19 protein-coding genes are annotated in these 21,602 nt (G+C 61.5%); 3 read left to right on the top strand and 16 right to left on the bottom strand.

Annotated elements, in window-relative coordinates; genetic code table 11:
* Positions 1-76: 76 nt before the first annotated feature.
* The 3 genes from J1G18_RS20115 to J1G18_RS20105 all read left to right on the top strand — a co-directional run bounded on the left by J1G18_RS20115 (position 77) and on the right by J1G18_RS20105 (position 3,518).
* Entirely contained in the window at positions 77-298 is a 222-nt protein-coding gene (locus J1G18_RS20115; protein WP_096795481.1) for a hypothetical protein, read from the top strand.
* A gap of 197 nt (positions 299-495) precedes the next feature.
* Positions 496-1,812 (top strand): OprD family porin, encoded by a 1,317-nt coding sequence (locus J1G18_RS20110; RefSeq protein ID WP_223008320.1) that lies wholly within the window; start codon positions 496-498, stop codon positions 1,810-1,812.
* A 197-nt stretch (positions 1,813-2,009) separates the two neighbouring features.
* Complete coding sequence (locus J1G18_RS20105; protein ID WP_134787301.1) at positions 2,010-3,518, top strand: sensor domain-containing diguanylate cyclase; 1,509 nt, start codon at positions 2,010-2,012, stop codon at positions 3,516-3,518.
* A 176-nt stretch (positions 3,519-3,694) separates the two neighbouring features.
* Here the strand turns inward: J1G18_RS20105 and lpxC are convergent, their stop codons facing one another.
* The 16 genes from lpxC to mraZ form a co-directional block, all read right to left on the bottom strand.
* Positions 3,695-4,606, bottom strand: coding sequence for a UDP-3-O-acyl-N-acetylglucosamine deacetylase (gene lpxC / locus J1G18_RS20100; protein ID WP_007961638.1), 912 nt, complete (start codon positions 4,604-4,606; stop codon positions 3,695-3,697).
* Positions 4,607-4,718: 112 nt separating this feature from the next.
* Positions 4,719-5,915 carry a cell division protein FtsZ gene (ftsZ, locus tag J1G18_RS20095; protein WP_007961637.1) on the bottom strand — a complete coding sequence of 399 codons (1,197 nt, stop codon included), beginning with the start codon at positions 5,913-5,915 and terminating at the stop codon, positions 4,719-4,721.
* A 68-nt stretch (positions 5,916-5,983) separates the two neighbouring features.
* Positions 5,984-7,243: a cell division protein FtsA gene (gene ftsA, locus J1G18_RS20090; protein ID WP_003228014.1), complete on the bottom strand. Its 1,260-nt coding sequence runs from the start codon at positions 7,241-7,243 to the stop codon at positions 5,984-5,986.
* Positions 7,244-7,258: 15 nt separating this feature from the next.
* Positions 7,259-8,125: a cell division protein FtsQ/DivIB gene (locus J1G18_RS20085; RefSeq protein ID WP_007961636.1), complete on the bottom strand. Its 867-nt coding sequence runs from the start codon at positions 8,123-8,125 to the stop codon at positions 7,259-7,261.
* A gap of 4 nt (positions 8,126-8,129) precedes the next feature.
* Positions 8,130-9,104, bottom strand: a complete 975-nt coding sequence (locus J1G18_RS20080; RefSeq protein WP_086791637.1) for a D-alanine--D-alanine ligase — start codon at positions 9,102-9,104, stop codon at positions 8,130-8,132.
* On the bottom strand, positions 9,101-10,561 hold the full coding sequence (gene murC, locus J1G18_RS20075) for a UDP-N-acetylmuramate--L-alanine ligase (protein WP_025109285.1): 1,461 nt from the start codon (positions 10,559-10,561) through the stop codon (positions 9,101-9,103). The genes J1G18_RS20080 and murC overlap by 4 nt, the downstream gene beginning before the upstream one ends.
* The gene (gene murG / locus J1G18_RS20070; RefSeq protein ID WP_027612180.1) at positions 10,554-11,624 is read right to left on the bottom strand and encodes an undecaprenyldiphospho-muramoylpentapeptide beta-N-acetylglucosaminyltransferase; all 1,071 of its coding nucleotides are present in this window, start codon (positions 11,622-11,624) and stop codon (positions 10,554-10,556) included. Before murG ends, murC begins: the two co-directional genes overlap by 8 nt.
* Positions 11,614-12,831 (bottom strand): putative lipid II flippase FtsW, encoded by a 1,218-nt coding sequence (ftsW, locus tag J1G18_RS20065; protein WP_003228018.1) that lies wholly within the window; start codon positions 12,829-12,831, stop codon positions 11,614-11,616. Before ftsW ends, murG begins: the two co-directional genes overlap by 11 nt.
* Positions 12,828-14,174: a UDP-N-acetylmuramoyl-L-alanine--D-glutamate ligase gene (gene murD / locus J1G18_RS20060; protein WP_223008319.1), complete on the bottom strand. Its 1,347-nt coding sequence runs from the start codon at positions 14,172-14,174 to the stop codon at positions 12,828-12,830. The genes ftsW and murD overlap by 4 nt, the downstream gene beginning before the upstream one ends.
* 5 nt (positions 14,175-14,179) lie before the next feature.
* On the bottom strand, positions 14,180-15,262 hold the full coding sequence (gene mraY / locus J1G18_RS20055; protein ID WP_007961631.1) for a phospho-N-acetylmuramoyl-pentapeptide-transferase: 1,083 nt from the start codon (positions 15,260-15,262) through the stop codon (positions 14,180-14,182).
* Positions 15,262-16,629, bottom strand: coding sequence for a UDP-N-acetylmuramoyl-tripeptide--D-alanyl-D-alanine ligase (locus J1G18_RS20050; RefSeq protein ID WP_223008318.1), 1,368 nt, complete (start codon positions 16,627-16,629; stop codon positions 15,262-15,264). Before J1G18_RS20050 ends, mraY begins: the two co-directional genes overlap by 1 nt.
* Positions 16,622-18,085, bottom strand: coding sequence for a UDP-N-acetylmuramoyl-L-alanyl-D-glutamate--2,6-diaminopimelate ligase (locus J1G18_RS20045; RefSeq protein ID WP_223008317.1), 1,464 nt, complete (start codon positions 18,083-18,085; stop codon positions 16,622-16,624). Before J1G18_RS20045 ends, J1G18_RS20050 begins: the two co-directional genes overlap by 8 nt.
* Entirely contained in the window at positions 18,085-19,824 is a 1,740-nt protein-coding gene (locus tag J1G18_RS20040; protein ID WP_171061849.1) for a peptidoglycan D,D-transpeptidase FtsI family protein, read from the bottom strand. The genes J1G18_RS20045 and J1G18_RS20040 overlap by 1 nt, the downstream gene beginning before the upstream one ends.
* A complete protein-coding gene (gene ftsL / locus J1G18_RS20035) occupies positions 19,824-20,117 on the bottom strand; it encodes a cell division protein FtsL (protein ID WP_007961627.1) in 294 nt (97 codons plus the stop codon). Before ftsL ends, J1G18_RS20040 begins: the two co-directional genes overlap by 1 nt.
* Positions 20,114-21,061, bottom strand: coding sequence for a 16S rRNA (cytosine(1402)-N(4))-methyltransferase RsmH (gene rsmH / locus J1G18_RS20030; protein WP_027612185.1), 948 nt, complete (start codon positions 21,059-21,061; stop codon positions 20,114-20,116). The genes ftsL and rsmH overlap by 4 nt, the downstream gene beginning before the upstream one ends.
* Positions 21,058-21,513: a division/cell wall cluster transcriptional repressor MraZ gene (gene mraZ, locus J1G18_RS20025; RefSeq protein ID WP_003228026.1), complete on the bottom strand. Its 456-nt coding sequence runs from the start codon at positions 21,511-21,513 to the stop codon at positions 21,058-21,060. The genes rsmH and mraZ overlap by 4 nt, the downstream gene beginning before the upstream one ends.
* Between the last annotated feature and the right edge of the window lie 89 nt (positions 21,514-21,602).

Genomic DNA, 21,602 nt, shown 5'->3' with positions numbered 1-21,602 from the left:
ACGCTGTTTCTCGGCGCCCGGCAACCTTATCTTTGCCCGCACCAAACAGCACTTGCCAAGCAAGAAGGTTTTCAAGATGTCCAACAGTATGGGTATTGCCAGCGCTTTCGTTTTGTCCTCATTGATCCTGTCGCCGATGGCGATGGCTGAAGAATCGCAAGCGTTCGTAGCGCAGAATGCCGCTCGCGCTCACGCCTTCGAACAGTATCAGGCAGAAGTGATGGCCAAGTCGCAGGACGCCTCGCAAGCCCCTCAAGCCGCCACTTCCCAGGCTCAAGCGGCCGAGAAAGACAGCTGAGTCGCGCACTGCGAAACATTTCCCTCGACGCGGTTGTTTGGCTCTTCCCGTTCAACCGTCGTCCTTCCAGGCCGCTGCCTTTCAGCGGCCTTTTTTCGTTGTGGTCTGAAAGCCGTTTGGTTCGTCTGTAAAAAACAAGAAACATCCCGCACCTCAAGACATTGAAGTGTCAGTTGACCCAAGGAGCTCCGTCGCAAGTGCGTTACCCAGTCAGTTTCACCCCGCTGTTCATTGCAATTGCCGCAACGATTGCCCCCGCCGCTCACGCCGACGAAGCCGCCAAACAAGGCTTCATCGAAGGCTCGAGCCTCAACCTCAACGCCCGCAACTACTACATGAATCGCAACCGTCTGCAGCAGACGGACGACAACATCGAGTGGGGCCAGGGTTTTCTCGGGATCTTCCAGTCGGGCTACACCGAAGGCACGGTCGGCTTCGGCATCGACGCCCACGCCATGCTCGGGCTGAAGCTTGACGGCGGTGGCGGTACCGATGGTTCGAGCATCCTGCCGATCAGCGATGGCAACGGCAAAGCGCCGGGCTCGTTCTCGACTGCGGGCGGCACGTTGAAGATGCGCGCGTTCGATACCGAGCTGAAGGCCGGTGACCTGTTCCTCACCAACCCGGTGATTGCCGGCGGTGATTCGCGCATGTTGCCGCAGACCTTTCGTGGCGTGAGCCTGACCAACCACAGCTTCGACGGCTGGATGTTCGAAGGTGGCCAGGCCAGTTTTACCAAGCCGTACAATCAGAGCGGTCGCCAGCGCATCGGCACGTCCTACGGCAAACTCGCCGAGGGCGACGAAAGCCGTCACCTGAACTGGGCCGGCGTGTCCTGGAGCGGCGTCGAAGGGCTTACCAGCAATCTGTACGCCGCCGAGCTGAAGGACATCTGGAACCAGTACTACTACGACCTGGATTACACCTGGCAGTTGACCGATCTGGTCAGCCTCAACCCGGGCCTGCACTTCTATCACACGCAGGACACCGGCGACGCGCTGCTGGGTAACATCGACAACAACACTTACAGCCTGCATTTCACCGTCGGCATCGGCAACCACAGCGTCACCGCTGCGTACCAGCGCGTGAACGGCAACACGCCGTTCGACTACATCAGCCAGGGCGACAGCGTTTACCTCGACAACTCGCAACAGTATTCGGACTTCAACGGCCCGAACGAGCGCTCGTGGAAGCTCAAGTACGCCTATGACTTCGCCGGTCTCGGTGTGCCGGGCCTGACTTCGGCAGTTTCCTATTCGCGCGGCACCGTGGACCTGACCAAGGTCGATCCGGGCAGCAAAGGCTATGCCTCGTGGTACAGCGCTGACGGTCGCAACGCCAAGCACTGGGAACGCGACCTTGATCTGAAATACGTGGTGCAGAGCGGTCAGGCGAAAGACCTCGCGGTACGCCTGCAATGGGCGACCAACCGGGGTGGCAACGGTTACGGCGCGATTGATACCGATACCGATGAATACCGGGTGATTGTCGACTACCCGATCAACGTCTTCTAAGATCCCCCCTGCACCACGGTCTTGAATTTAGAGATGTACCCTGTGGGAGCGGGCTTGCTCGCGAATGCGCTGCATCAGTCGACATCAATGTTGAATGACACGGCGCATTCGCGAGCAAGCCCGCTCCCACAATGGAATACCGTCACTGACTTGATGCAACTACGCTAATAAGATCCTCCCAACCGACAGCCCCCATCATGATCGCGAGCCGTACCCCACCTCTGGCGGGCAAGACCGGACGCCCCGAATTGCTGCTGATCTGCGGCAGTTCGCTGACCGTGATCGCGATTCTGTGCATCGTCACTTTTCTGCTGATTCGTGAGCACGCCAACGCTCAGGAAGCGGCCACCCGCAGTGCCACCACCATCGCCCAGTTGATCGACGCCGACGTCCTGCGCACGGTCGAGCTGTACGACCTGACCTTGCAAGGCCTGATCGCCGCCGCCCAGCGTGATGATCTGCGCGACGTCACCCCGCAGATCCGCCATCTGGCGCTGTTCGACCGCTCCACTACCGCGCGCTTCAAGGGCGACATCCTGCTGCTCGACAAGCATGGCGATGTGGTCGCCGACTCATCACGCATCGAACCCAAACCGGGCAACTTCGCCGACCGCGATTATTTCCTCGCCCATGCCTTCAACCGTGACATGGGCATGTTCATCAGCCGCCCGTTCAAGACCCGCTGCGATTGCGACGAAGCCAATCAGTGGCGCATCAGCTTCAGTCGGCGGATTTCTTCGGACACTGGAGAATTCGCCGGTGTGGCGGTGGCGTCGATGAAACTCGACTACTTCGATCAACTGTTCAACAGCCTCGATATCGGCAAAGACAGCACGCTGAACATCATCAACAGCGACGGCGTGCTGCTGGCGCAGAAGCCTTATCTGCAAAGCGACTCCATCGGCAAGAGTTTCGGCAACCGGCCCAACGTGGTGCGGATTCTCGGCGACAAGGACGGCAGTGGCAGTTTCACCAGCACTTCGAGCATGGATCATCAGCAACGGCTTTACACCTATTCGCGGGTCGGCAATCTGCCGTTGACGGTGATGGTCGCGCTCTCCAGTGATGAGGTGTTCGGCACCTGGCGCCGCACCGCGCTGTTGATCAGCGGCGCCACCGGCGTGCTGTGTGCCGGGCTGCTGTGGCTGACCTGGCTACTTGCCCGTGAGCTGCGCCTGCGCCAGCGCGCCGAACGTGAACTGGCGCAACTGGCCGCCACCGATGCGCTGACCGGCGTGGCCAACCGGCGGATGCTCGATCAGTCGCTGCGCCACGAATGGTTCCGCGCCCAGCGTTCGGGCAAGCCGCTGTCGGTGATGATGATCGATGCCGACCACTTCAAGGCCTTCAACGACCGGCATGGGCATCAGGCCGGTGATCAGGCGCTGCGCGAACTGGCCAGGGTAATCACGGCGAACGTGCGACGACCAGGGGATCTGGTCGCCCGTTACGGCGGCGAAGAGTTCTCGGTGATCCTCGCTGAAACCGACAGCAGCGGCGCGCGACAGATTGCCGAACATATCCGCCAGGCGGTCGAGCAGATGCCGAGGGTCCAGGGCGCGGACGTGGCGATGACCGTCAGTATCGGTATCAGCACCTGGACGGCGGTGGTCGAGATGTCGCTGGAACAACTGCTGTTTGCGGCGGACAAGGCGCTGTATCAGGCCAAAGAAGGTGGGCGCAATCGGGTGGTGGTGGCTGGCTGATTTTTGCGGCGATTGAACTGGCGTCTTCGCGAGCAAGCTCGCTCCCACCAGGGAACGCATTCCAAATGTGGGAGCGAGCTTGCTCGCGAAGAGGCCAGCCCAGGCAACACAAAAATTGCAGGCATAAAAAAAGGCCATCCGAGGATGGCCTTCAAAAAACTAGAGAGGTTTTTTACTTACACCGCCGCAACCGGGCGCATGTAAGAGATCGGTGCAGTGCTGGCGTCTTCGAACGTCACGACTTCCCACGCATCTGTCTGCTCAATCAACTTGCGCAGCAGCTGGTTGTTCAGTGCATGACCGGACTTGAAGCCTTTGAACTCACCAATCAGGCTGTTACCCAGCAGGTACAGGTCGCCAATCGCATCGAGGATCTTGTGCTTCACGAATTCGTCTTCGTAGCGAAGGCCGTCTTCGTTCAGTACACCATCGGAATCAACCACGATCGCGTTTTCAACGCTGCCGCCGAGTGCGAGGTTGTGCTTGCGCAGGTACTCGATATCACTCATGAAACCGAAAGTACGGGCGCGGCTGACTTCTTTTACGAACGAAGTGCTGGAAAAATCCACGCTTGCACTTTGGGTGCGGTCCCGGAAAACCGGGTGATCGAAATCGATCTCGAAGCTCACCTTGAACCCTTCGAAAGGGACGAAAGTGGCGCGCTTGTCGCCGTCTTCCACTGTCACTTCACGCAGGATGCGGATGAATTTCTTGGCGGCGTCCTGCTCTTCCAGGCCAGCCGATTGAATCAGGAATACGAACGGTCCAGCGCTACCATCCATGATCGGGACTTCGGACGCGGAGAGCTCGACGTAGGCGTTATCGATGCCCAGGCCAGCCATGGCCGAGAGCAAGTGCTCTACCGTGTCCACTTTGACGTCGCCGTTGATCAGCGTCGTCGACATAGTGGTTTCACCGACGTTTTCCGCGCGAGCAGGAATCTGCACCACAGGGTCGAGGTCAGCGCGACAAAACACAATGCCAGTGTCGACAGGCGCAGGCTTGAGGGTCAGGTAGACCTTCTCCCCGGAATGCAGGCCTACACCTGTGGCACGGATAATATTTTTCAGTGTGCGTTGTTTAATCATGGCTTGGGCCGCTTCAGCGCAAATTGCGAACTGGTATCAACAAAGGCTGGCGATAATAGCAGACCGAGCCTTTGCTGAACACCAATCACCGTCATAGCCCTGATACATTCCATCAATCGGCCTGACGACGCAGGAATGCCGGGATGTCCAGGTAATCCAGATCGTCCTGCGGGTTCATCTTCGCGGCAGTCGCAGCACCGGCCTGAGCCTGGTTGCGCATGACGGTCGGACGGTCCAGGTCACGGTAGTTCACCGCCGGAGCTTCCTGACGCGCAGGAGCAGGTTGTTGAACCTGAGCGGCAGCCATGGAGGTGTGAACGGTGTTGTCGATGACCTTCACAGGCTTCTCGATTTTCGCACCCAGACCGGTGGCAACCACGGTGACGTGCAGTTCGTCGCGCATGTCCGGATCGATAACGGTACCGACCTTGACCATTGCGTGCTCGGAAGCGAAGGCTTCGATGATGCTACCCACGTCGGAGTACTCACCCAGGGACAGGTCAGGACCGGCGGTGATGTTCACCAGGATGCCGCGTGCACCTTGCAGGTTCACGTCTTCCAGCAGCGGGTTGCGGATGGCCGCTTCGGTCGCTTCACGCGCACGGTTCGGACCGCTGGCGCAGCCAGTGCCCATCATCGCCATGCCCATTTCGCTCATCACGGTACGCACGTCGGCGAAGTCGACGTTGATCATGCCCGGACGCTTGATGATGTCGGAGATACCGCGAACGGCACCGGCCAGTACGTCGTCAGCCTTGGCGAAAGCCGACAAGAGGCTTGCGTCTTTACCGAGGATGGTCAGCAGCTTCTCGTTGGGGATAGTGATCAACGAGTCGACGCTTTCGGAGAGCATGCGGATGCCTTCGTCGGCGATCTGCATACGCTTGCGGCCTTCGAACGGGAACGGACGGGTCACGACCGCAACGGTCAGGATGCCCATTTCCTTGGCCACTTCGGCGATGATCGGTGCAGCACCGGTACCGGTACCGCCGCCCATGCCAGTGGTGATGAACACCATGTTGGTGCCCTGCAGGACTTCGGCAATGCGCTCACGGTCTTCGAGAGCGGCCTGACGACCTACTTCAGGGTTGGCGCCAGCGCCGAGACCTTTGGTCACGCCGGTGCCCAGTTGCAGGATGGTGCGCGCGCCGATGTTTTTCAGCGCTTGAGCATCAGTGTTGGCGCAGATGAATTCGACGCCTTCGATGTTGCTCTTGACCATGTGGTTGACAGCGTTGCCGCCGCCACCGCCAACACCGATAACTTTGATTACCGGGCTTGCGGGGATGTTGTCTACGAGTTCGAACATTTTCCCTCTCCTTACATTCTCTAGTTTTTTCGCCTACTGCATTTTTGTAGCGGTGTTGCGGTAAAGCGTTAGAAGTTGCCTTGAACCCACTTCTTCAATCGGTCCAGCAACGGTGCCTGTGGCTCATCGTTGCTGTAGCTGTCGCGGCTGCCGATGCCCGAGAACGAGATCCCGTCGGACTGCTTCTGCAGGCCGTACATCAACAAGCCCACGCCAGTGGAATAAATCGGGTTGCGCACCACGTCATCCAGGCCCTTCACGCCATGCGGCACGCCCAGGCGCACCGGCATGTGGAAGATTTCTTCAGCCAGTTCGGTGGCACCTTCCATCTTCGACGTACCGCCGGTCAGGACGATGCCCGCCGGGATCAGGTCTTCGTAGCCGCTGCGACGCAGTTCGGCCTGGATCAGGGTGAACAGTTCGTCGTAACGCGGCTCGACCACTTCGGCCAGGGCCTGACGCGACAGTTCGCGCGGTGGACGGTCGCCAACGCTCGGCACCTTGATGGTTTCGCCGGCACCGGCCAGTTTGGCCAGGGCGCAGGCGTAGCGGATCTTGATCTCTTCGGCGTACTGGGTCGGGGTGCGCAAAGCCATGGCGATGTCGTTGGTCACCTGATCACCGGCAATCGGGATCACCGCGGTGTGGCGGATCGCGCCTTCGGTGAAGATCGCGATGTCGGTGGTGCCGCCGCCGATGTCGACCAGGCACACGCCCAGCTCTTTTTCGTCGTCGGTCAGTACCGAGTAGGCCGAGGCCAGTTGCTCGAGAATGATGTCGTCGATTTCCAGACCGCAGCGACGCACGCATTTTTCAATGTTCTGGGCAGCATTGACGGCGCAGGTGACCACGTGAACCTTGGCTTCCAGACGGACGCCGGACATGCCCAGAGGCTCGCGGACGCCTTCCTGGTTATCGATCACGTAATCCTGCGGCAGGGTGTGCAGCACGCGCTGGTCAGCCGGGATCGCCACGGCCTGGGCGGCGTCGAGTACGCGCTCCAGGTCAGCCGAGCTCACTTCGCGGTCACGAATCGCCACGATGCCGTGGGAGTTCAGGCTGCGGATGTGATTGCCGGCCACGCCGACGAACGCCGAGTGAATGCGGCAGCCCGCCATCAGTTGGGCTTCTTCGATCGCGCGCTGGATCGATTGCACGGTGGACTCGATGTTCACCACCACGCCCTTCTTCAGGCCGCGGGACGGGTGAGTACCGATACCGACGATTTCCAGCGTGCCGTCGTCCGCGACCTCGCCTACCAGCGCCACCACCTTGGAGGTGCCGATATCCAGACCGACGATCATTTTGCCGCTTTGCACGTTTGCCATGGGTCCTGCCTCTTCTTAATTCTTTGCGACAGCGGGTTGGGCTGTCGTCGGCGCTACTGGTTCCCGCCAGCCAACAGCGAGGCCGTTGGCGTAGCGCAGATCGATGCGCGCAATGTTCGTAATCTGGTCTTTAAGCGTCTTGTCATAGATGGCAATGAAGCGGCGCATCTTTTCCACCAGGTTGCCGCGTCCCAGCAGCAACTCGATGCCGGGGCCGGAGCTGCCGGCACCGGTGGTCAGGAACCAGCTGCCACGTTCACGCAGTTCCAGGCGCGCGATCGAGAAGCCCAGCGGCCGGAGCATCTGGCTCAGCACCTGATACTGCTGCATCACTTGCTGCTGGGCCCGTTGTGGGCCGAACAGCTGTGGCAGGTGTTCGTAGTTCGCCAACTCCTTTGGCGTGAAGGCCTGACCCTGGTTGTTGAGCAGCGACTCGTCGCCCCAACGGGCCACCGGCAGTTGCTCTTCGAGGCGGATCACCACCTGATCCGGCCACACCCGGCGTACTTCGGCGTGGGCGATCCATGGCATCTGCTCAAGCTCGGTCCGCATGCTGGCCAGATCAATGGTGAAGAAGCTCGACGCCACGTACGGGGCGATTCGCTGCTGCACCGCTTGCTGACTGATGTAGCTCAGGTCGCCCTGCACGGCGATCTTGGTGATCGGCCTGTCAGCGTAAGGCAGCAAACGCTGCGCGCCTTCGTAGGTACCGAACCCGAGCGCCACCAGCAGCACCGGCCAGAACAGGCTTTTCAGAAAGCCGAAATTGGCTTTCGGCAGGCGCGCGGACATCGGCTCTTTGGCCACCATTCGGCTGGCACCCCGCGGCACCGGCTTGCGGCCGGGTGCGGGTGGCTGATGTCTGAGATGAGCGCCTTGCATGGTCTTAACCTCGCGCCTCTGTATGACCGGAGCCTTCAACACTGGCGGCCAGAATGGCCAGAACCAGTTGCTGGAAGTCCAGACCGGCAGCACGGGCCGCCATCGGCACCAGACTGTGATCGGTCATGCCCGGTGCGGTGTTCACTTCCAGGAACCAGAACTGTCCGTCGGCGTCCTGCATCACGTCCGCCCTGCCCCAACCGGCAATACCCAGCGCCTCACAGGCCTTGGCCGTGAGATCCATGAGTTCCTGCTCCTTGGCGGCATCCAGCCCGCACGGAATGCGGTACTGGGTATCGTTGGCGATGTACTTGGCGTCGTAGTCGTAGAACGTGTGCGGTGTACCCAGGGCGATAGGAGGCAACACCTGGTCACGCAGGGTGGCGATGGTGAACTCCGGACCTTGAATCCATTGTTCAACCAAGACTTGCGAATCGTAGGTACTGGCCGCTTTCCATGCGTCGATCAACTCGGACGCAGAACTCACTTTGGCCATCCCGATACTTGAACCTTCATGCGCCGGTTTGACGATCAAAGGGAAGCCCAGTTCCGTCGCCGCGGAAATACAATCGGCTTCGCTGCACAGCACAGCGTGACGCGGCGTCGGAATCCCGAGGCTGTGCCAGACCTGCTTGGTGCGCAGTTTGTCCATCGCCAGTGCCGAAGCGAGGATGCCGCTGCCGGTGTACGGAATACCGGCGCATTCGAGCAGGCCCTGCATCGAGCCGTCTTCACCGCCACGACCGTGGAGAATGATGAACGCGCGGTCGATCTTTTCATTCAGCAGACGCTGCAGAAAATCCTCGCCGACGTCGATCCCGAACGCGTCCACGCCCGCGCTTTGCAGCGCGTCGAGCACGGCGTTACCGGATTTCAGCGAAACCTCACGCTCAGCACTCATGCCACCGAACAGCACGGCGACACGGCCGAAATCTTTCGGCGCGATGGTGGAGAACAGGTTGGCGTAGGCAGCAGTCATTTCAACTTCCCCTCGACCGACGCCGCCACGGCGCCGGCGAACAATTCACTTTTCAACAGCTTCGGCGCGAGACCGCCGATATCCCCGGCACCCTGGCACAGCAGGATGTCGCCGGCACGCAGCAGCGGCTTGACCAGCGGCGCGAGGTCGACACCGCGCTCGATGTAGATCGGGTCGAGCTGACCACGCTGACGGATGCTGTTGCACAGCTTGCGGCTGTCCGCGCCCGGGATCGGCTCTTCGCCGGCCGGATAGACTTCCATCAGCAGCAGCACGTTGGCATCGGCCAGTACATTGACAAAATCGTCGTACAGGTCACGGGTGCGGCTGTAACGGTGCGGCTGGTAGACCATCACCAGACGGCGCTCCGGCCAGCCACCGCGCACGGCTTTGATCACGGCCGCGACTTCGGTCGGGTGGTGACCGTAGTCGTCGACCAGCATCACGTTGCCGCCGTCCACCGGCAGTTCGCCATAGACCTGGAAGCGTCGGCCAACGCCCTGGAACCCGGAAAGGCCCTGGACGATGGCTTCGTCGCTGACCCCTTCGTCGCTGGCGATGCAGATGGTCGCCAGCGAGTTGAGCACGTTGTGGTTGCCCGGCATGTTCACGGACACGTCCAGCGGCTCGCGATCCGGGCGCAGTACGGTGAAGAAGGTCTGCATGCCTTGCTGGCGCACATTGATCGCGCGCACGTCGGCGTCTTCGCTGAAGCCGTAGGTCACGGTCGGACGTTTGACCAGCGGCAGGATTTCACGCACCACCGGATCGTCCAGGCACATCACCGCCAAACCGTAGAACGGCAGGTTGTGCAGGAACTCGACGAAGGTTTTCTTCAGCTTGTTGAAGTCACCGTCGTAGGTCGCCATGTGGTCGGCGTCGATGTTGGTGACCACGGCCACCAGCGGTTGCAGGTGCAGGAAACTCGCGTCGCTTTCGTCGGCTTCGGCGATCAGGTAGCGGCTGGTGCCGAGCTGGGCATTGGTGCCCGCGGCATTCAGACGGCCACCGATAACGAAAGTCGGGTCCAGGCCTCCGGCGGCGAACACCGAAGCGATCAGGCTGGTGGTGGTGGTTTTGCCGTGGGTACCGGCGACGGCGATGCCGTGGCGATAGCGCATCAGCTCGGCGAGCATCTCGGCACGCGGTACCACCGGGATACGACGCTCAAGGGCGGTCGCCACTTCCGGGTTGGAGGTGTTCACAGCGCTGGAAACCACCAGCACATCGGCGGTCGCAGCGTTCTCGGCACGGTGACCGATATAGATGTGCGCACCGAACGATTCCAGACGCTCGGTCACCGGCGAAGCCTTCAGGTCGGAACCGGACACTTCATAGCCCAGGTTCAGCAACACTTCAGCGATGCCGCACATGCCCACGCCGCCGATACCGACGAAGTGGATGCGACGGATGCGGCGCATTTCCGGTTGTGGCATGGCTTTCTGATTCTCAACCATGGGCCACCTCCAGGCAGGTATCGACCACGCTACGGGTGGCATCGGGTTTGGCCAGACGGCGGGCCGCTTGGGCCATTTCTTCGAGTCGTTGCGGTTGCATCAAGACCTCTGTCAGGCGCGCGGCAAGGTCCGCGGCACCAGTCGTTCTTTGCGGCATCACGAAGGCAGCGCCTTCACGGGCCAAATAATCGGCGTTGCGGGTCTGGTGATCGTCGATCGCGTGGGGCAAAGGCACCAGCATCGAGGGCAGACCAACGGCAGCCAGCTCACTGATGGTCAGCGCGCCAGCGCGGCACACCACCAGGTCAGCCCAGCCATAGGCCTGGGCCATGTCTTTGATAAAGGGCTGCACCTGCGCATCCACGCCGGCGGCGCGGTAGCGCTCTGCAGTCACTTCATCGTGGTTTTTGCCGGCCTGATGAAACACTTCCGGACGCAAATCGGCAGGGACTTGCGCCAGGGCTTCAGGCAGCAACTTGTTCAACGGTTCTGCGCCCAGGCTTCCGCCGAGGATCAGCAAACGCGCTTTGCGCCCGGCCAGAGCCGGTCGCGATGTTTCGAGGAACAGCTCGCTGCGCACCGGGTTTCCGGTGGTACGGCGGGTGTCCGACAGAGTAAAGGTGTCGGGGAATGCTTCACACACCCGGGCGGCGAACGGCACCAACAACCGATTGGCGGTGCCGGCCACGGCGTTCTGCTCGTGAACGATCACCGGCACACCGGCCAGTTTCGCGGCAATCCCGCCAGGCCCGGTCACATAACCACCGAAGCCGACCACGCAGACTGGACGCAACTTGCGAATCACCGCCCGCGCCTGCCACACCGACTTGAGCAACATGAACGGTGCCTTGAGCAGCGACAGCTTGCCCTTGCCACGCAATCCGGTGGCGTTGATGCGATGCAGTTCAAGACCTGCAGCCGGCACCAGTTCGTTTTCGATTCCGCGGGGCGTGCCGAGCCAGTGCACGGTGTAGCCGCGCGCCTGGAATTCACGGGCACAGGACAGCGCCGGGAACACGTGGCCGCCGGTGCCGCCGGCCATGATCAATACGTTAGCGCCCATGGTTCGGCTCCTCGGCGAAGTCGCTCTCATGGAACTCCATCTCTTCACTGCCCAGGTGGGTTCGACTCTCCCACTCGATCCTCAGCAACAAGCCGAGGCAGGCACAGCAGATCACCAGGGAACTACCGCCATAGCTGAGGAACGGCAGGGTCAGGCCCTTGGTCGGCAACAGGCCGACATTCACGCCGATGTTGATCAGGAACTGACCGATCCACAGGAACGACAGACCGTAAGCCACATAAGCGGCGAAGAACTGCTTGGCCTTCTCGGCCCACAGACCGATGTACATGCCGCGAATACAGACGAAGACGAACAGCGCCACGGTGCACAGCGAACCCACCGCACCCAGCTCTTCGGCAAGTACGGAGAACACGAAGTCGGTGTGCGCTTCAGGCAGGTAGAACTGTTTCTGCACGCTGTTGCCCAGGCCAACGCCCAGCCACTCACCGCGACCGAAGGCAATCAACGCCTGCGACAACTGATAACCCGCGCCGAACTGGTCGGCCCACGGGTCGGCGAAGTTAGTCAGACGCGCCATCCGGTAGGGCTGCATCTGAATCAGCAAGACCACGGCCCCGACTGCGAGAACCACCATCAGCGAGAAGCGGAACAGCCCGACTCCGCCGAGGAACAGCATCGCCGCCGCAGCCCCCATCATTACCACGGTGGCACCGAAGTCCGGCTCCATCAGCAACAGACCCGCCATCGGCAGCAGCACGATGAACGGCTTGAAGAAGCCCATCCAGCTCTCGCGCACTTCTTTCTGCCGACGCACCAGATAACCGGCGAGGTAGATCACCACAAACACCTTGGCGATCTCGGACGGCTGAACGTTGAAGAAGCTGAAACCGATCCAGCGCATCGACCCGTTCACTTCACGGCCGATCCCCGGGACGATCACCATCACCAGCAGACCGAATGCGCCGATCAGCATCATCCAGCCCAGACGCTGCCAGGTGGCAATCGGAATCATCATGGTGATGATGCACGCGCCGAGGCCCAGTGCCACGTAGATCAGGTGGCGAATCATGTAATACAGCGCGCTGCCCGACTGCGCCGCCGCCACTTCAGTGGAGGCCGAGGCGATCATGATCAGGCCCAGGCCCAGGAGCGCCAGGCAACCGGCGAGCATCGGGAAGTCGAGGTCGATGCCACGGCCGGTGATGATCGGCGACGGGTACGGCTTGATGATATTGCGCAGGCTCATGCCAGATCCTCCACGGCGCGGACGAACTGGTGACCACGGTCTTCGTAATTCTTGAACATGTCGAAACTGGCGCAGGCCGGCGACAGCAGCACTACGTCACCCGGCTGGGCGACTGCGCGGCACTGCGCAACGGCGTCGACCAGCGAGGTCGCGCGAATCAGTGGCACGGCGTCACCGATGGCCTCGCCGATCTTGTCCGAGTCGCGGCCCATCAGGATCACGGCGCGGCAGTTGGCCGCCACCGGATCACGCATATCCTTGAACTCGGCCCCCTTGCCATCACCACCGGCGATCAGCACGACCTTGCCGTCGATGTCCGCACCGAGGCCTTCGATGGCAGCCAGAGCGGCGCCGACGTTGGTGGCCTTGGAATCGTTGTAGTAACCGACGCCGTCGAGATCACGCAGCCACTGGCAGCGGTGTTCGAGGCCGGTGAAGTTACGCAGGGCATCAAGCATGGCATCGAACGGCAGGCCGACCGCATGCCCCAGCGCCAGCGCCGCGAGGGCATTGGCCTGGTTATGCGCGCCGCGCACTTTCAGTTCGCGCACCGGCATCAGGTTCTGGAACTCGAAGGCCAAGTATTTCTCGCCGTCTTCTTCGCGCAGGCCGAAGGCCTTGAAATCCGGTTTGTTCAGGCCGAAGGTCCAGCATGGCTGGCCCTCGCCGATCAGCGGACGGCTGAGTGCATCCTGACGGTTGACCACGAACTGCTTCGCGCCACGGAAGATCCGGTGCTTGGCCAGGTGATACGCCGGCAGGCCGCTGTAGCGGTCCATGTGGTCTTCGCTGATGTTCAGCACGGTGGCCACTTCAGCGTTGAGCTGATCGGTGGTTTCCAGCTGGAAGCTCGACAGCTCCATCACATACAGCTCGACGTCGTCGCTGAGCAATTCCAGTGCTGGCGTACCGAGGTTGCCGCCCACCGCGACGCGTTTGCCGGCCGCAGCCGCCATCTCACCGACCAGAGTAGTGACGGTGCTTTTCGCGTTGGAACCGGTGATGGCCACGATCGGCGCCCGCGCGTTACGCGCGAACAACTCGATGTCGCCGGCCATTTTCACGCCACGGGCGGCAGCGGCTTGCAGGGCCGGGGTCGCCAGCGCCAGGCCAGGGCTCACGTAGAGCTCGTCGGCACGGCACAGGAATTCGACGTCCAGCTCGCCACAACGCACTTCCACGTGCGGATAGTCACGCTTGAGCGTGGCCAGTTCCGGTGGATTGTCCCGCGTATCGGCGACGGCAAACGACACGCCCCGGTTCGCCAGGAAGCGAACCAGGGACATGCCGCTCTTGCCGAGGCCGACAACGATGCGGAAGTGGTCAGAAGCGATCAGAGACACTCGTTCTACCTCAGCTTCAGGGTGGCAAGGCCGATCAGCACGAGAATCACGGTGATGATCCAGAAACGGACGATCACGCGTGGCTCGGGCCAGCCCTTGAGTTCAAAGTGGTGATGAATCGGTGCCATGCGGAACACACGGCGCCCGGTCATTTTGAAAGAAGCAACCTGGATCACCACGGACAGGGTTTCCATCACGAACACGCCGCCCATGATGAACAGGACGATTTCCTGACGCACGATCACTGCGATGGTGCCCAGTGCCGCGCCCAGTGCCAGAGCACCGACGTCGCCCATGAACACTTGCGCCGGATAGGTGTTGAACCAGAGGAAGCCCAGACCGGCACCGATCAGCGCGCCGCAGAACACGATCAGTTCGCCCGCGCCCGGCACGTAAGGAATCAGCAGGTATTCAGCGAATTTCACGTTACCCGACAGGTAGCAGAAGATGCCCAGACCGCCGCCGACCATCACGGTTGGCATGATCGCCAGACCGTCGAGGCCGTCGGTCAGGTTGACCGCGTTGCTCGAACCGACGATCACGAAGTAGGTCAGCACGATGAAACCGGCGCCCAGCGGAATGCTGTAGTCCTTGAGCATCGGCAGGATCAGCGTGGTCTCCACCGGCGTGGTGGCGGTCATATAAAGGAAGATCGCTGCGCCCAGGCCAAAGACCGACTGCCAGAAATATTTCCAGCGGCTTGGCAAGCCACGGGAGTTCTTCTCGATCACTTTGCGGTAGTCGTCGACCCAGCCGATGGCACCGAACAGCAGCGTCACCAGCAGCACGACCCACACGTAGCGGTTGCTCAGGTCAGCCCACAGCAGGGTGCTGACACCGATGGAAGACAAAATCAGTGCGCCACCCATGGTTGGCGTACCCGACTTGGACAGGTGCGATTGCGGGCCGTCATTACGAACGGACTGGCCGATCTGACGGTTCTGCAGGGTGCGGATCATCCACGGGCCATAGCACAGCGACAAAACCAGCGCGGTCAGCACACCGAGGATCCCGCGCAGGGTCAGGTACTGGAAGACCGCGAAGCCTTTGTAGAACTGTTGCAGATACTCCGCTAGCAGCAGCAGCATTAATGTTTCTCCAGACTGGGCCCGCACAGAGCCGCAACGATGTTTTCCATCGCTGCACTGCGCGAACCCTTGATCAAAATGGTGGTGTTTGTGTCCTGCTCGGCGTCGAGGGCCTGGATCAGTTCGGCTTGCGTGCCGAAGTGATGCGCCTCTTTGCCGAATGCGTTCACGGCGTGGACCATGTTCGGCCCGACCGCGTAAAGCGCGGAAACCTTGCCCCGGGCATATTCGCCCACGTCGCGGTGCCCCTGCTCCGCCCAGTCGCCCAACTCGCCGATATCTCCGAGCACCAGGACGGTGCGGCCGGAAAAGCCGGCGAGTATATCAACGGCCGCGCACATGGAGGTGGGGTTTGCGTTGTAAGTGTCATCGATCACGCGCATGCCGTTCTTCGCCAGTTGCGCGACGGTGCGACCCTTGACCGGTTGTACCGCGCCAAGCCCGGTGGCAATGCCGAACAGCGACACGCCCAGGGCGTGAGCGGCAGCGGCGGCAGCCATGGCGTTGGAGACGTTATGGGTGCCGAGCAGGTTCAGCTGAACGTGCTCCACACCTTCAGGTGTATGCAGGTTGAAGGCCGGGCAACCCCGGGCATCGGTGCTCAGGTCGCTGGCGTAGAAGTCTGCCTGCGGATTGTTCAGGGAGAAGGTCAGCACCTTGCGTGCGCCGGCGCGGAGCTTCCAGATGCCAAAGGCCTTGTCATCGAGGTTGAGCACGGCGACGCCATCCGCTGCCAGCCCGTCGATGATCTCGCCTTTGGCTTCGACGATTTTTTCCGGCCCGCCGAACTCGCCAACGTGGGCGGTACCGGCGTTGTTGAGAATCGCCACGTGTGGCTTGGTCAGCCCGACGGTGTAGGCGATTTCGCCCAGACGCGAAGCGCCCAGTTCGATCACGGCGGCGGTGTGTTCCGGGGCCAGTTCGAGCAGGGTCAGCGGTGCGCCGAGGTCGTTGTTCAGATTGCCGCGCGTCGCCAGCACCGGACCGCGGGTACGCAGGATACTCGCGAGCATTTCCTTGACCGTGGTCTTGCCACTGGAGCCAGTGATGGCCGCGACTGGCTGGGTGAATGCGGCACGGTTCAACGCACCCAACTGGCCGAGGGCCTGGCGGGTGTCCTTGACCAGCAGTTGCGGCAAGGTGCTGTCGGGCACTTCGCGCTCGACCAGTGCCGCGACCGCGCCTTTGCCGGCGACATCGCTCAGATAGTCGTGACCATCGAAGCGCGGGCCGGTCAGGGCAATAAACAGTTGGCCAGCGGTGATCGCACGGCTGTCGATGCTGACGCCATCAAAACTGGCGTCGCTGCTGATCAGACGGGCGTCGAGCACGTTGGTCAGTTCGCTCAATGTCAGGGCCTTAAGCATGGGCCACCTCCCACGCGGTGAGGGCGTGATCGGCCTCGACCAGATCGGAGAAAGCGTGCCGCTCGCCGTTGATTTCCTGATAGTCCTCGTGACCTTTACCGGCCAGCACGATCACGTCATCCGCCGAAGCGCCAGCGATCAGTTGCGCAATCGCCTGACCACGGCCGGCGACGAAGGTGACGTTATCCACAGCGCTGAAACCGGCGCGGATGTCGTCGAAAATCTGCGCCGGGTCTTCCGTGCGCGGGTTGTCATCGGTGACCAGTACGCGATCAGCCAGACGCTCGACCACTTCGGCCATCAGCGGACGCTTGCCGCGATCACGATCACCGCCACAGCCGAACAGGCACAGCAACTGGCCTTTGACGTGTGGGCGCAATGCAGTCAGAACTTTTTCCAGGGCATCCGGGGTGTGGGCGTAATCGACCACCACCAGCGGCTGAGTGCCGCCACCCAGACGCTGCATGCGTCCGGCCGGGCCTTCGAGTTTCGGCAGCACCTTGAGAATTTCGTCTAGGGCGTAATCCAGACCGAGCAAGGCGCCGACTGCCGCCAGTACGTTGCTCAGGTTGAAACGACCGAGCAGCGTGCTGCGCAGGTGATGCTCGCCCTGCGGCGTGACCAGCGTGGCGCGCACGCCGTGGTCATCGAACTGCGCTTCACGGCAGAACAGGTAGGCGCTGCTGTCGAGCAGGCTGTAGGTGATCAGGCGCGAATCGCGTTTTTCGGCGGCCAGTTGCCGACCGAAATCGTCGTCGAGGTTGACCACGCGGCACTTCAGGTCATTCCAGGCGAACAGCTTGGCCTTGGCCTCGGCATACGCCTGCATGGTGCCGTGATAATCCAGGTGATCGCGGGACAGGTTGGTCATCACCGCCACATCAAATGCCAATGCGGTGACCCGACCCTGATCCAGACCGTGAGACGACACTTCCATAGCCACGGCTTTAGCCCCGGCCTTCTTCAGGTCGCCGAGGGTCGCTTGCACGGCGATCGGATTCGGCGTGGTGTGCAGGCCGCTTTCCAGCGCGCCATAGAAGCCGGAACCCAGCGTACCGACGATGCCGCAGTGCTGGCCGAGCAGATCCAGAGCCTGCGCAACCAGTTGGGTCACGCTGGTTTTGCCGTTGGTGCCAGTGACCCCGACCAGGTTCAGATGATGGCTTGGCTCACCATAAAAGCGCCCGGCGATATCGGACAGCTGCGCCGCCAGGCCTTTGACCGGTATCAACGGCACTTCGGTGATCGGCAGCACGGTGGCACCTTCCACTTCATAGGCAACCGCCGCCGCGCCGCGCTGCAAGGCATCGGCGATGTGCGCACGGCCATCGAACTTGCCGCCCGGCACGGCGAGGAACAGGTCACCCGCGCGTACGTTGCGGCTGTCCAGCGCCAATTCACGGATCAGCAGATCGTGGCCGGCGTGGGGGAATATCTTGTTCAGACTCAGAGACATCAGCCGCGCCCTCCATTGGCTTTCAGCGGAACGACCGGAGTAGCGTTGGCCTGTTGGGTGGTCGGCAGGTTGTCCGGGGTCACGTTCATCAGACGCAGGGTGCCGGACATCACACGGCTGAACACCGGCGCCGACACCAGACCACCGAAGTAACCGGCCTTGGACGGTTCATCGATCACCACCACGATGGCGTAACGCGGATCGCTCATCGGGCCGAAACCGGCGAACAGCGAACGGTACGAGTTTTCGGCGTAGCCCTTGGTGCCCACCGACGTTTTACGTGCAGTACCCGACTTGCCGGCCACGTGATACGCCGGCACCTGCGCACGGAACACGCCGCGCGGTGCTTCAATCACTTGCTGCAGCATGCCTTGCATGGTTTTCGCGACCGCTTCCGGCAGTACCTGGGTGGTCTGCGGCGGCTTGTCGGTTTTGATCAGGGTCAGCGGTGCGAGACGACCGTTGTTGGCCAGCGCCGAGAACGCGTGCACCAACTGGATCGCGGTCACGGAAATACCGTAGCCGTAGGACAGCGTCGCGGTTTCAGCCTTGCGCCATTCGCGGTAGTTCGGCAGGTTGCCGACGCGCTCGCCCGGGAAGCCGAGGCCGGTGTCCTGGCCGAGGCCGACTTTCTGCGCGAGGCGGAAAATGGTTTCGCCACCAATATCGAACGCGACCTTACTCATGCCGACGTTACTGGAGTTGATCAGAATGCCGGTCAGGTCGAGTACCGGACCTTCGGTCTTCGACACGTCCTTGATGGTGTACTTGCCGATCTGCAGGGAGCCTGGGTACACCTCGACGGTGTCGCTCGGTTTCCAGCGGCCGGTTTCGATCGCGGCACTCATCGAGATCGCTTTCATGGTCGAACCCGGTTCGAACACGTCGATCATCGCGCGGTTACGCATCATCGCCGGCTGCAGGTTGCGACGGTTGTTCGGGTTGTAGGTCGGCTGGTTGACCATGGCGAGAATCTCGCCGGTCTTCACGTCCATGATCACCAGGCTGCCGGCCTTGGCGCCGTTCTCGATGATCGCGTTGCGCAGCTCGCGGTTGGCCAGGTATTGCAGACGCAGGTCAATCGACAACGCCAAGGGCTTGCCGGCCTTGGCGTTCTTGGTGACCTGGACATCCTTGATCAGCCGACCGCGCCGATCCTTGATGACCTGCCGTTTGCCCGGGACACCGGCCAGCCACTCGTCGTAGGCCAGCTCGACGCCTTCACGCCCGTGATCGTCAATGTCGGTAAAGCCGACCATGTGCGCGGTGACTTCACCGGCCGGATAGAAGCGGCGGAATTCTTCGATGCCGTAAACGCCCGGCACTTTCAGGTCAAGCACAGCCTGACCCTGCTCCGGGGTCAGCCCGCGCACCAGGTAAATGAATTCTTTGTTGGCCTGGGCTTCGAGACGCTCGGCCAGGGCTTTCGGATCCTGCCCCAGCGCAGCGGCCAGCGCCGGCCACTTCTCTTTGGCGGTCTGCATTTCCTTGGCGTTGGCCCACAGCGTAGTCACCGGGGTACTCACGGCCAGAGGTTCGCCATTGCGGTCGGTGATCAGACCACGGTGAGCAGGAATCGGAATATGACGCAGACTGCGCGCGTCGCCCTGACCTTTGAGGAAGTCACGGTCAACCACTTGCAGGTCGATGATGCGCCAGCAGATCGCCGCGACCATCACGCCGAGCAGTGCCACCATCAGGCGGAAGCGCCACGGGAAGAGTGCCCCTTCGAGTTTCATCATGGCGCCACCATCTTCACGTCAGCCGCGCCAGGGATGTGCATTTTCAGTTGTTCGGTGGCCAGCACTTCGATGCGGCTGTGCGCAGTCCAGGTGCTTTGCTCGAGAATCAGGCGCCCCCACTCGGCCTGCGCCTTGTCGCGCACGCTGAGTTCGTTATAAAGATTGTTGAGCAACTGCCGGTTCCAGTGCGCGCTGTAAGACACGCCGATGGCCGACACGAGCACGCCGATAAACAGCAGCAGCATGATAAAGCTGCCGCCCGGCAGGGGCTTGGCGAAAAGCTTGCTCACCGCAACTTCTCCGCGACACGCATGACAGCGCTACGGGAACGTGGGTTGGCTTTGAGTTCGGCGTCGGAGGCCGTCTGCGCTTTGCCGTGGATTTTGATTTTCGGTTCGAACGCCACGTGGCGCACGGGCAGGTTGCGCGGCAGGTTGTCGGCTTCGCCTTTCACCAGCTTGCGCATGAACAGTTTGACGATGCGGTCTTCCAGCGAGTGGAAGCTGATGACCACCAGACGGCCACCGATCTCCAGAGCATCCAGTGCGGCTTCGAGGCCGGCTTCCAGATCGCCCAGTTCGTTGTTGACGTGAATGCGCAAACCCTGGAATGCACGGGTCGCCGGGTTCTTGCCCTTCTCCCACGCCGGGTTGGCGACTTTCAAGACTTCGGCCAGATCAGCGGTGCGCTCGAACGGCTTGATGTCGCGGCGCTCGGCCACGGCACGGGCCATGCGCCCGGAGAAACGTTCTTCGCCGTATTCCTTGAACACCCGGGCGATTTCTTCCACCGGCGCGGTGTTGACGAACTCGGCGGCGCTGATGCCACGGGACGGATCCATGCGCATGTCCAGCGGGCCGTCGTTAAGGAAACTGAAGCCGCGTTCGGCGTCGTCGAGCTGCGGCGAAGACACGCCGAGATCGAGCAGGATACCGCTGACCTTGCCGCTCAGACCTCGCTCGGCAACCACCGAACCCAGCTCGGCAAAGCTGCGCTGCACAACGACAAAGCGGCCGTCTTCGGCCGCTAGCGTTTGCCCGGTGGCAATCGCTTGTGGATCTTTGTCGAACCCGATGAGCCGACCGTCCGTCCCGAGCTGGCTGAGGATCAGCCGACTGTGCCCGCCGCGCCCGAACGTACCGTCCAGATAGCAGCCATCAGGACGTACGGCGAGAGCCTCGACGGCTTCGTCAAGCAGTACGGTGATGTGGTTAAAGCCGCTATCAATAGTCACAGGATCAAATCACGCAGTTCGTCAGGCATGGCGCCCGGTTGTTGAATAGCAGCAAGGTCAGCGGCAGACACCGCGTTCCATGCATCCTCGTCCCACAATTGGAACTTGTTCAGTTGGCCCACCAGCATCGCTTTCTTATCAAGCTTGGCGTATTCGCGCAGACGCGGTGGAACCAGAAAACGACCACTGCCGTCGAGTTCGAGGTCGACGGCATTACCAATCAATAAACGCTGCAGGCGACGGTTCTCTTCGCGAAGCGAAGGGAGTGCGCGCAACTTGGTTTCAATGATTTCCCACTCGTCGAGCGGGTAGACACACAGGCACGGATCAACGGCATCAATGGTCACGATCAATTGGCCGGAACTACGCGAAACGAGCTCGTCACGGTACCGGCTCGGCATGGCGAGACGGCCCTTTGCATCGAGACTGATAGCGTTAGCTCCGCGAAACACGTCAGCGTTTCTCCAATTTTTATCGTTTTGAGCTCAAAAAACCCACTTCATGCCACTTTCCGCCACTTGCGCACACTATAGGAATGCGC

Source organism: Pseudomonas sp. MIS38, assembly GCF_019891575.1.
In the GTDB taxonomy this organism is placed as follows: domain Bacteria; phylum Pseudomonadota; class Gammaproteobacteria; order Pseudomonadales; family Pseudomonadaceae; genus Aquipseudomonas; species Aquipseudomonas putida_A.
This window is presented reverse-complemented; position numbering and strand designations above follow the sequence as displayed.

Bases quoted from the DNA above. Each gene is read 5' to 3' on its own strand.
- J1G18_RS20115 (WP_096795481.1), top strand. From the start codon at position 77: ATGTCCAACAGTATGGGTATTGCCAGCGCTTTCGTTTTGTCCTCATTG.
- J1G18_RS20105 (WP_134787301.1), top strand. From the start codon at position 2,010: ATGATCGCGAGCCGTACCCCACCTCTGGCGGGCAAGACCGGACGCCCC.
- lpxC (WP_007961638.1), bottom strand. From the start codon at position 4,606: ATGATTAAACAACGCACACTGAAAAATATTATCCGTGCCACAGGTGTA.
- ftsZ (WP_007961637.1), bottom strand. From the start codon at position 5,915: ATGTTCGAACTCGTAGACAACATCCCCGCAAGCCCGGTAATCAAAGTT.
- ftsA (WP_003228014.1), bottom strand. From the start codon at position 7,243: ATGGCAAACGTGCAAAGCGGCAAAATGATCGTCGGTCTGGATATCGGC.
- J1G18_RS20085 (WP_007961636.1), bottom strand. From the start codon at position 8,125: ATGCAAGGCGCTCATCTCAGACATCAGCCACCCGCACCCGGCCGCAAG.
- J1G18_RS20080 (WP_086791637.1), bottom strand. From the start codon at position 9,104: ATGACTGCTGCCTACGCCAACCTGTTCTCCACCATCGCGCCGAAAGAT.
- murC (WP_025109285.1), bottom strand. From the start codon at position 10,561: ATGGTTGAGAATCAGAAAGCCATGCCACAACCGGAAATGCGCCGCATC.
- murG (WP_027612180.1), bottom strand. From the start codon at position 11,624: ATGGGCGCTAACGTATTGATCATGGCCGGCGGCACCGGCGGCCACGTG.
- ftsW (WP_003228018.1), bottom strand. From the start codon at position 12,831: ATGAGCCTGCGCAATATCATCAAGCCGTACCCGTCGCCGATCATCACC.
- mraY (WP_007961631.1), bottom strand. From the start codon at position 15,262: ATGCTGCTGCTGCTAGCGGAGTATCTGCAACAGTTCTACAAAGGCTTC.
- J1G18_RS20050 (WP_223008318.1), bottom strand. From the start codon at position 16,629: ATGCTTAAGGCCCTGACATTGAGCGAACTGACCAACGTGCTCGACGCC.
- J1G18_RS20045 (WP_223008317.1), bottom strand. From the start codon at position 18,085: ATGTCTCTGAGTCTGAACAAGATATTCCCCCACGCCGGCCACGATCTG.
- J1G18_RS20040 (WP_171061849.1), bottom strand. From the start codon at position 19,824: ATGAAACTCGAAGGGGCACTCTTCCCGTGGCGCTTCCGCCTGATGGTG.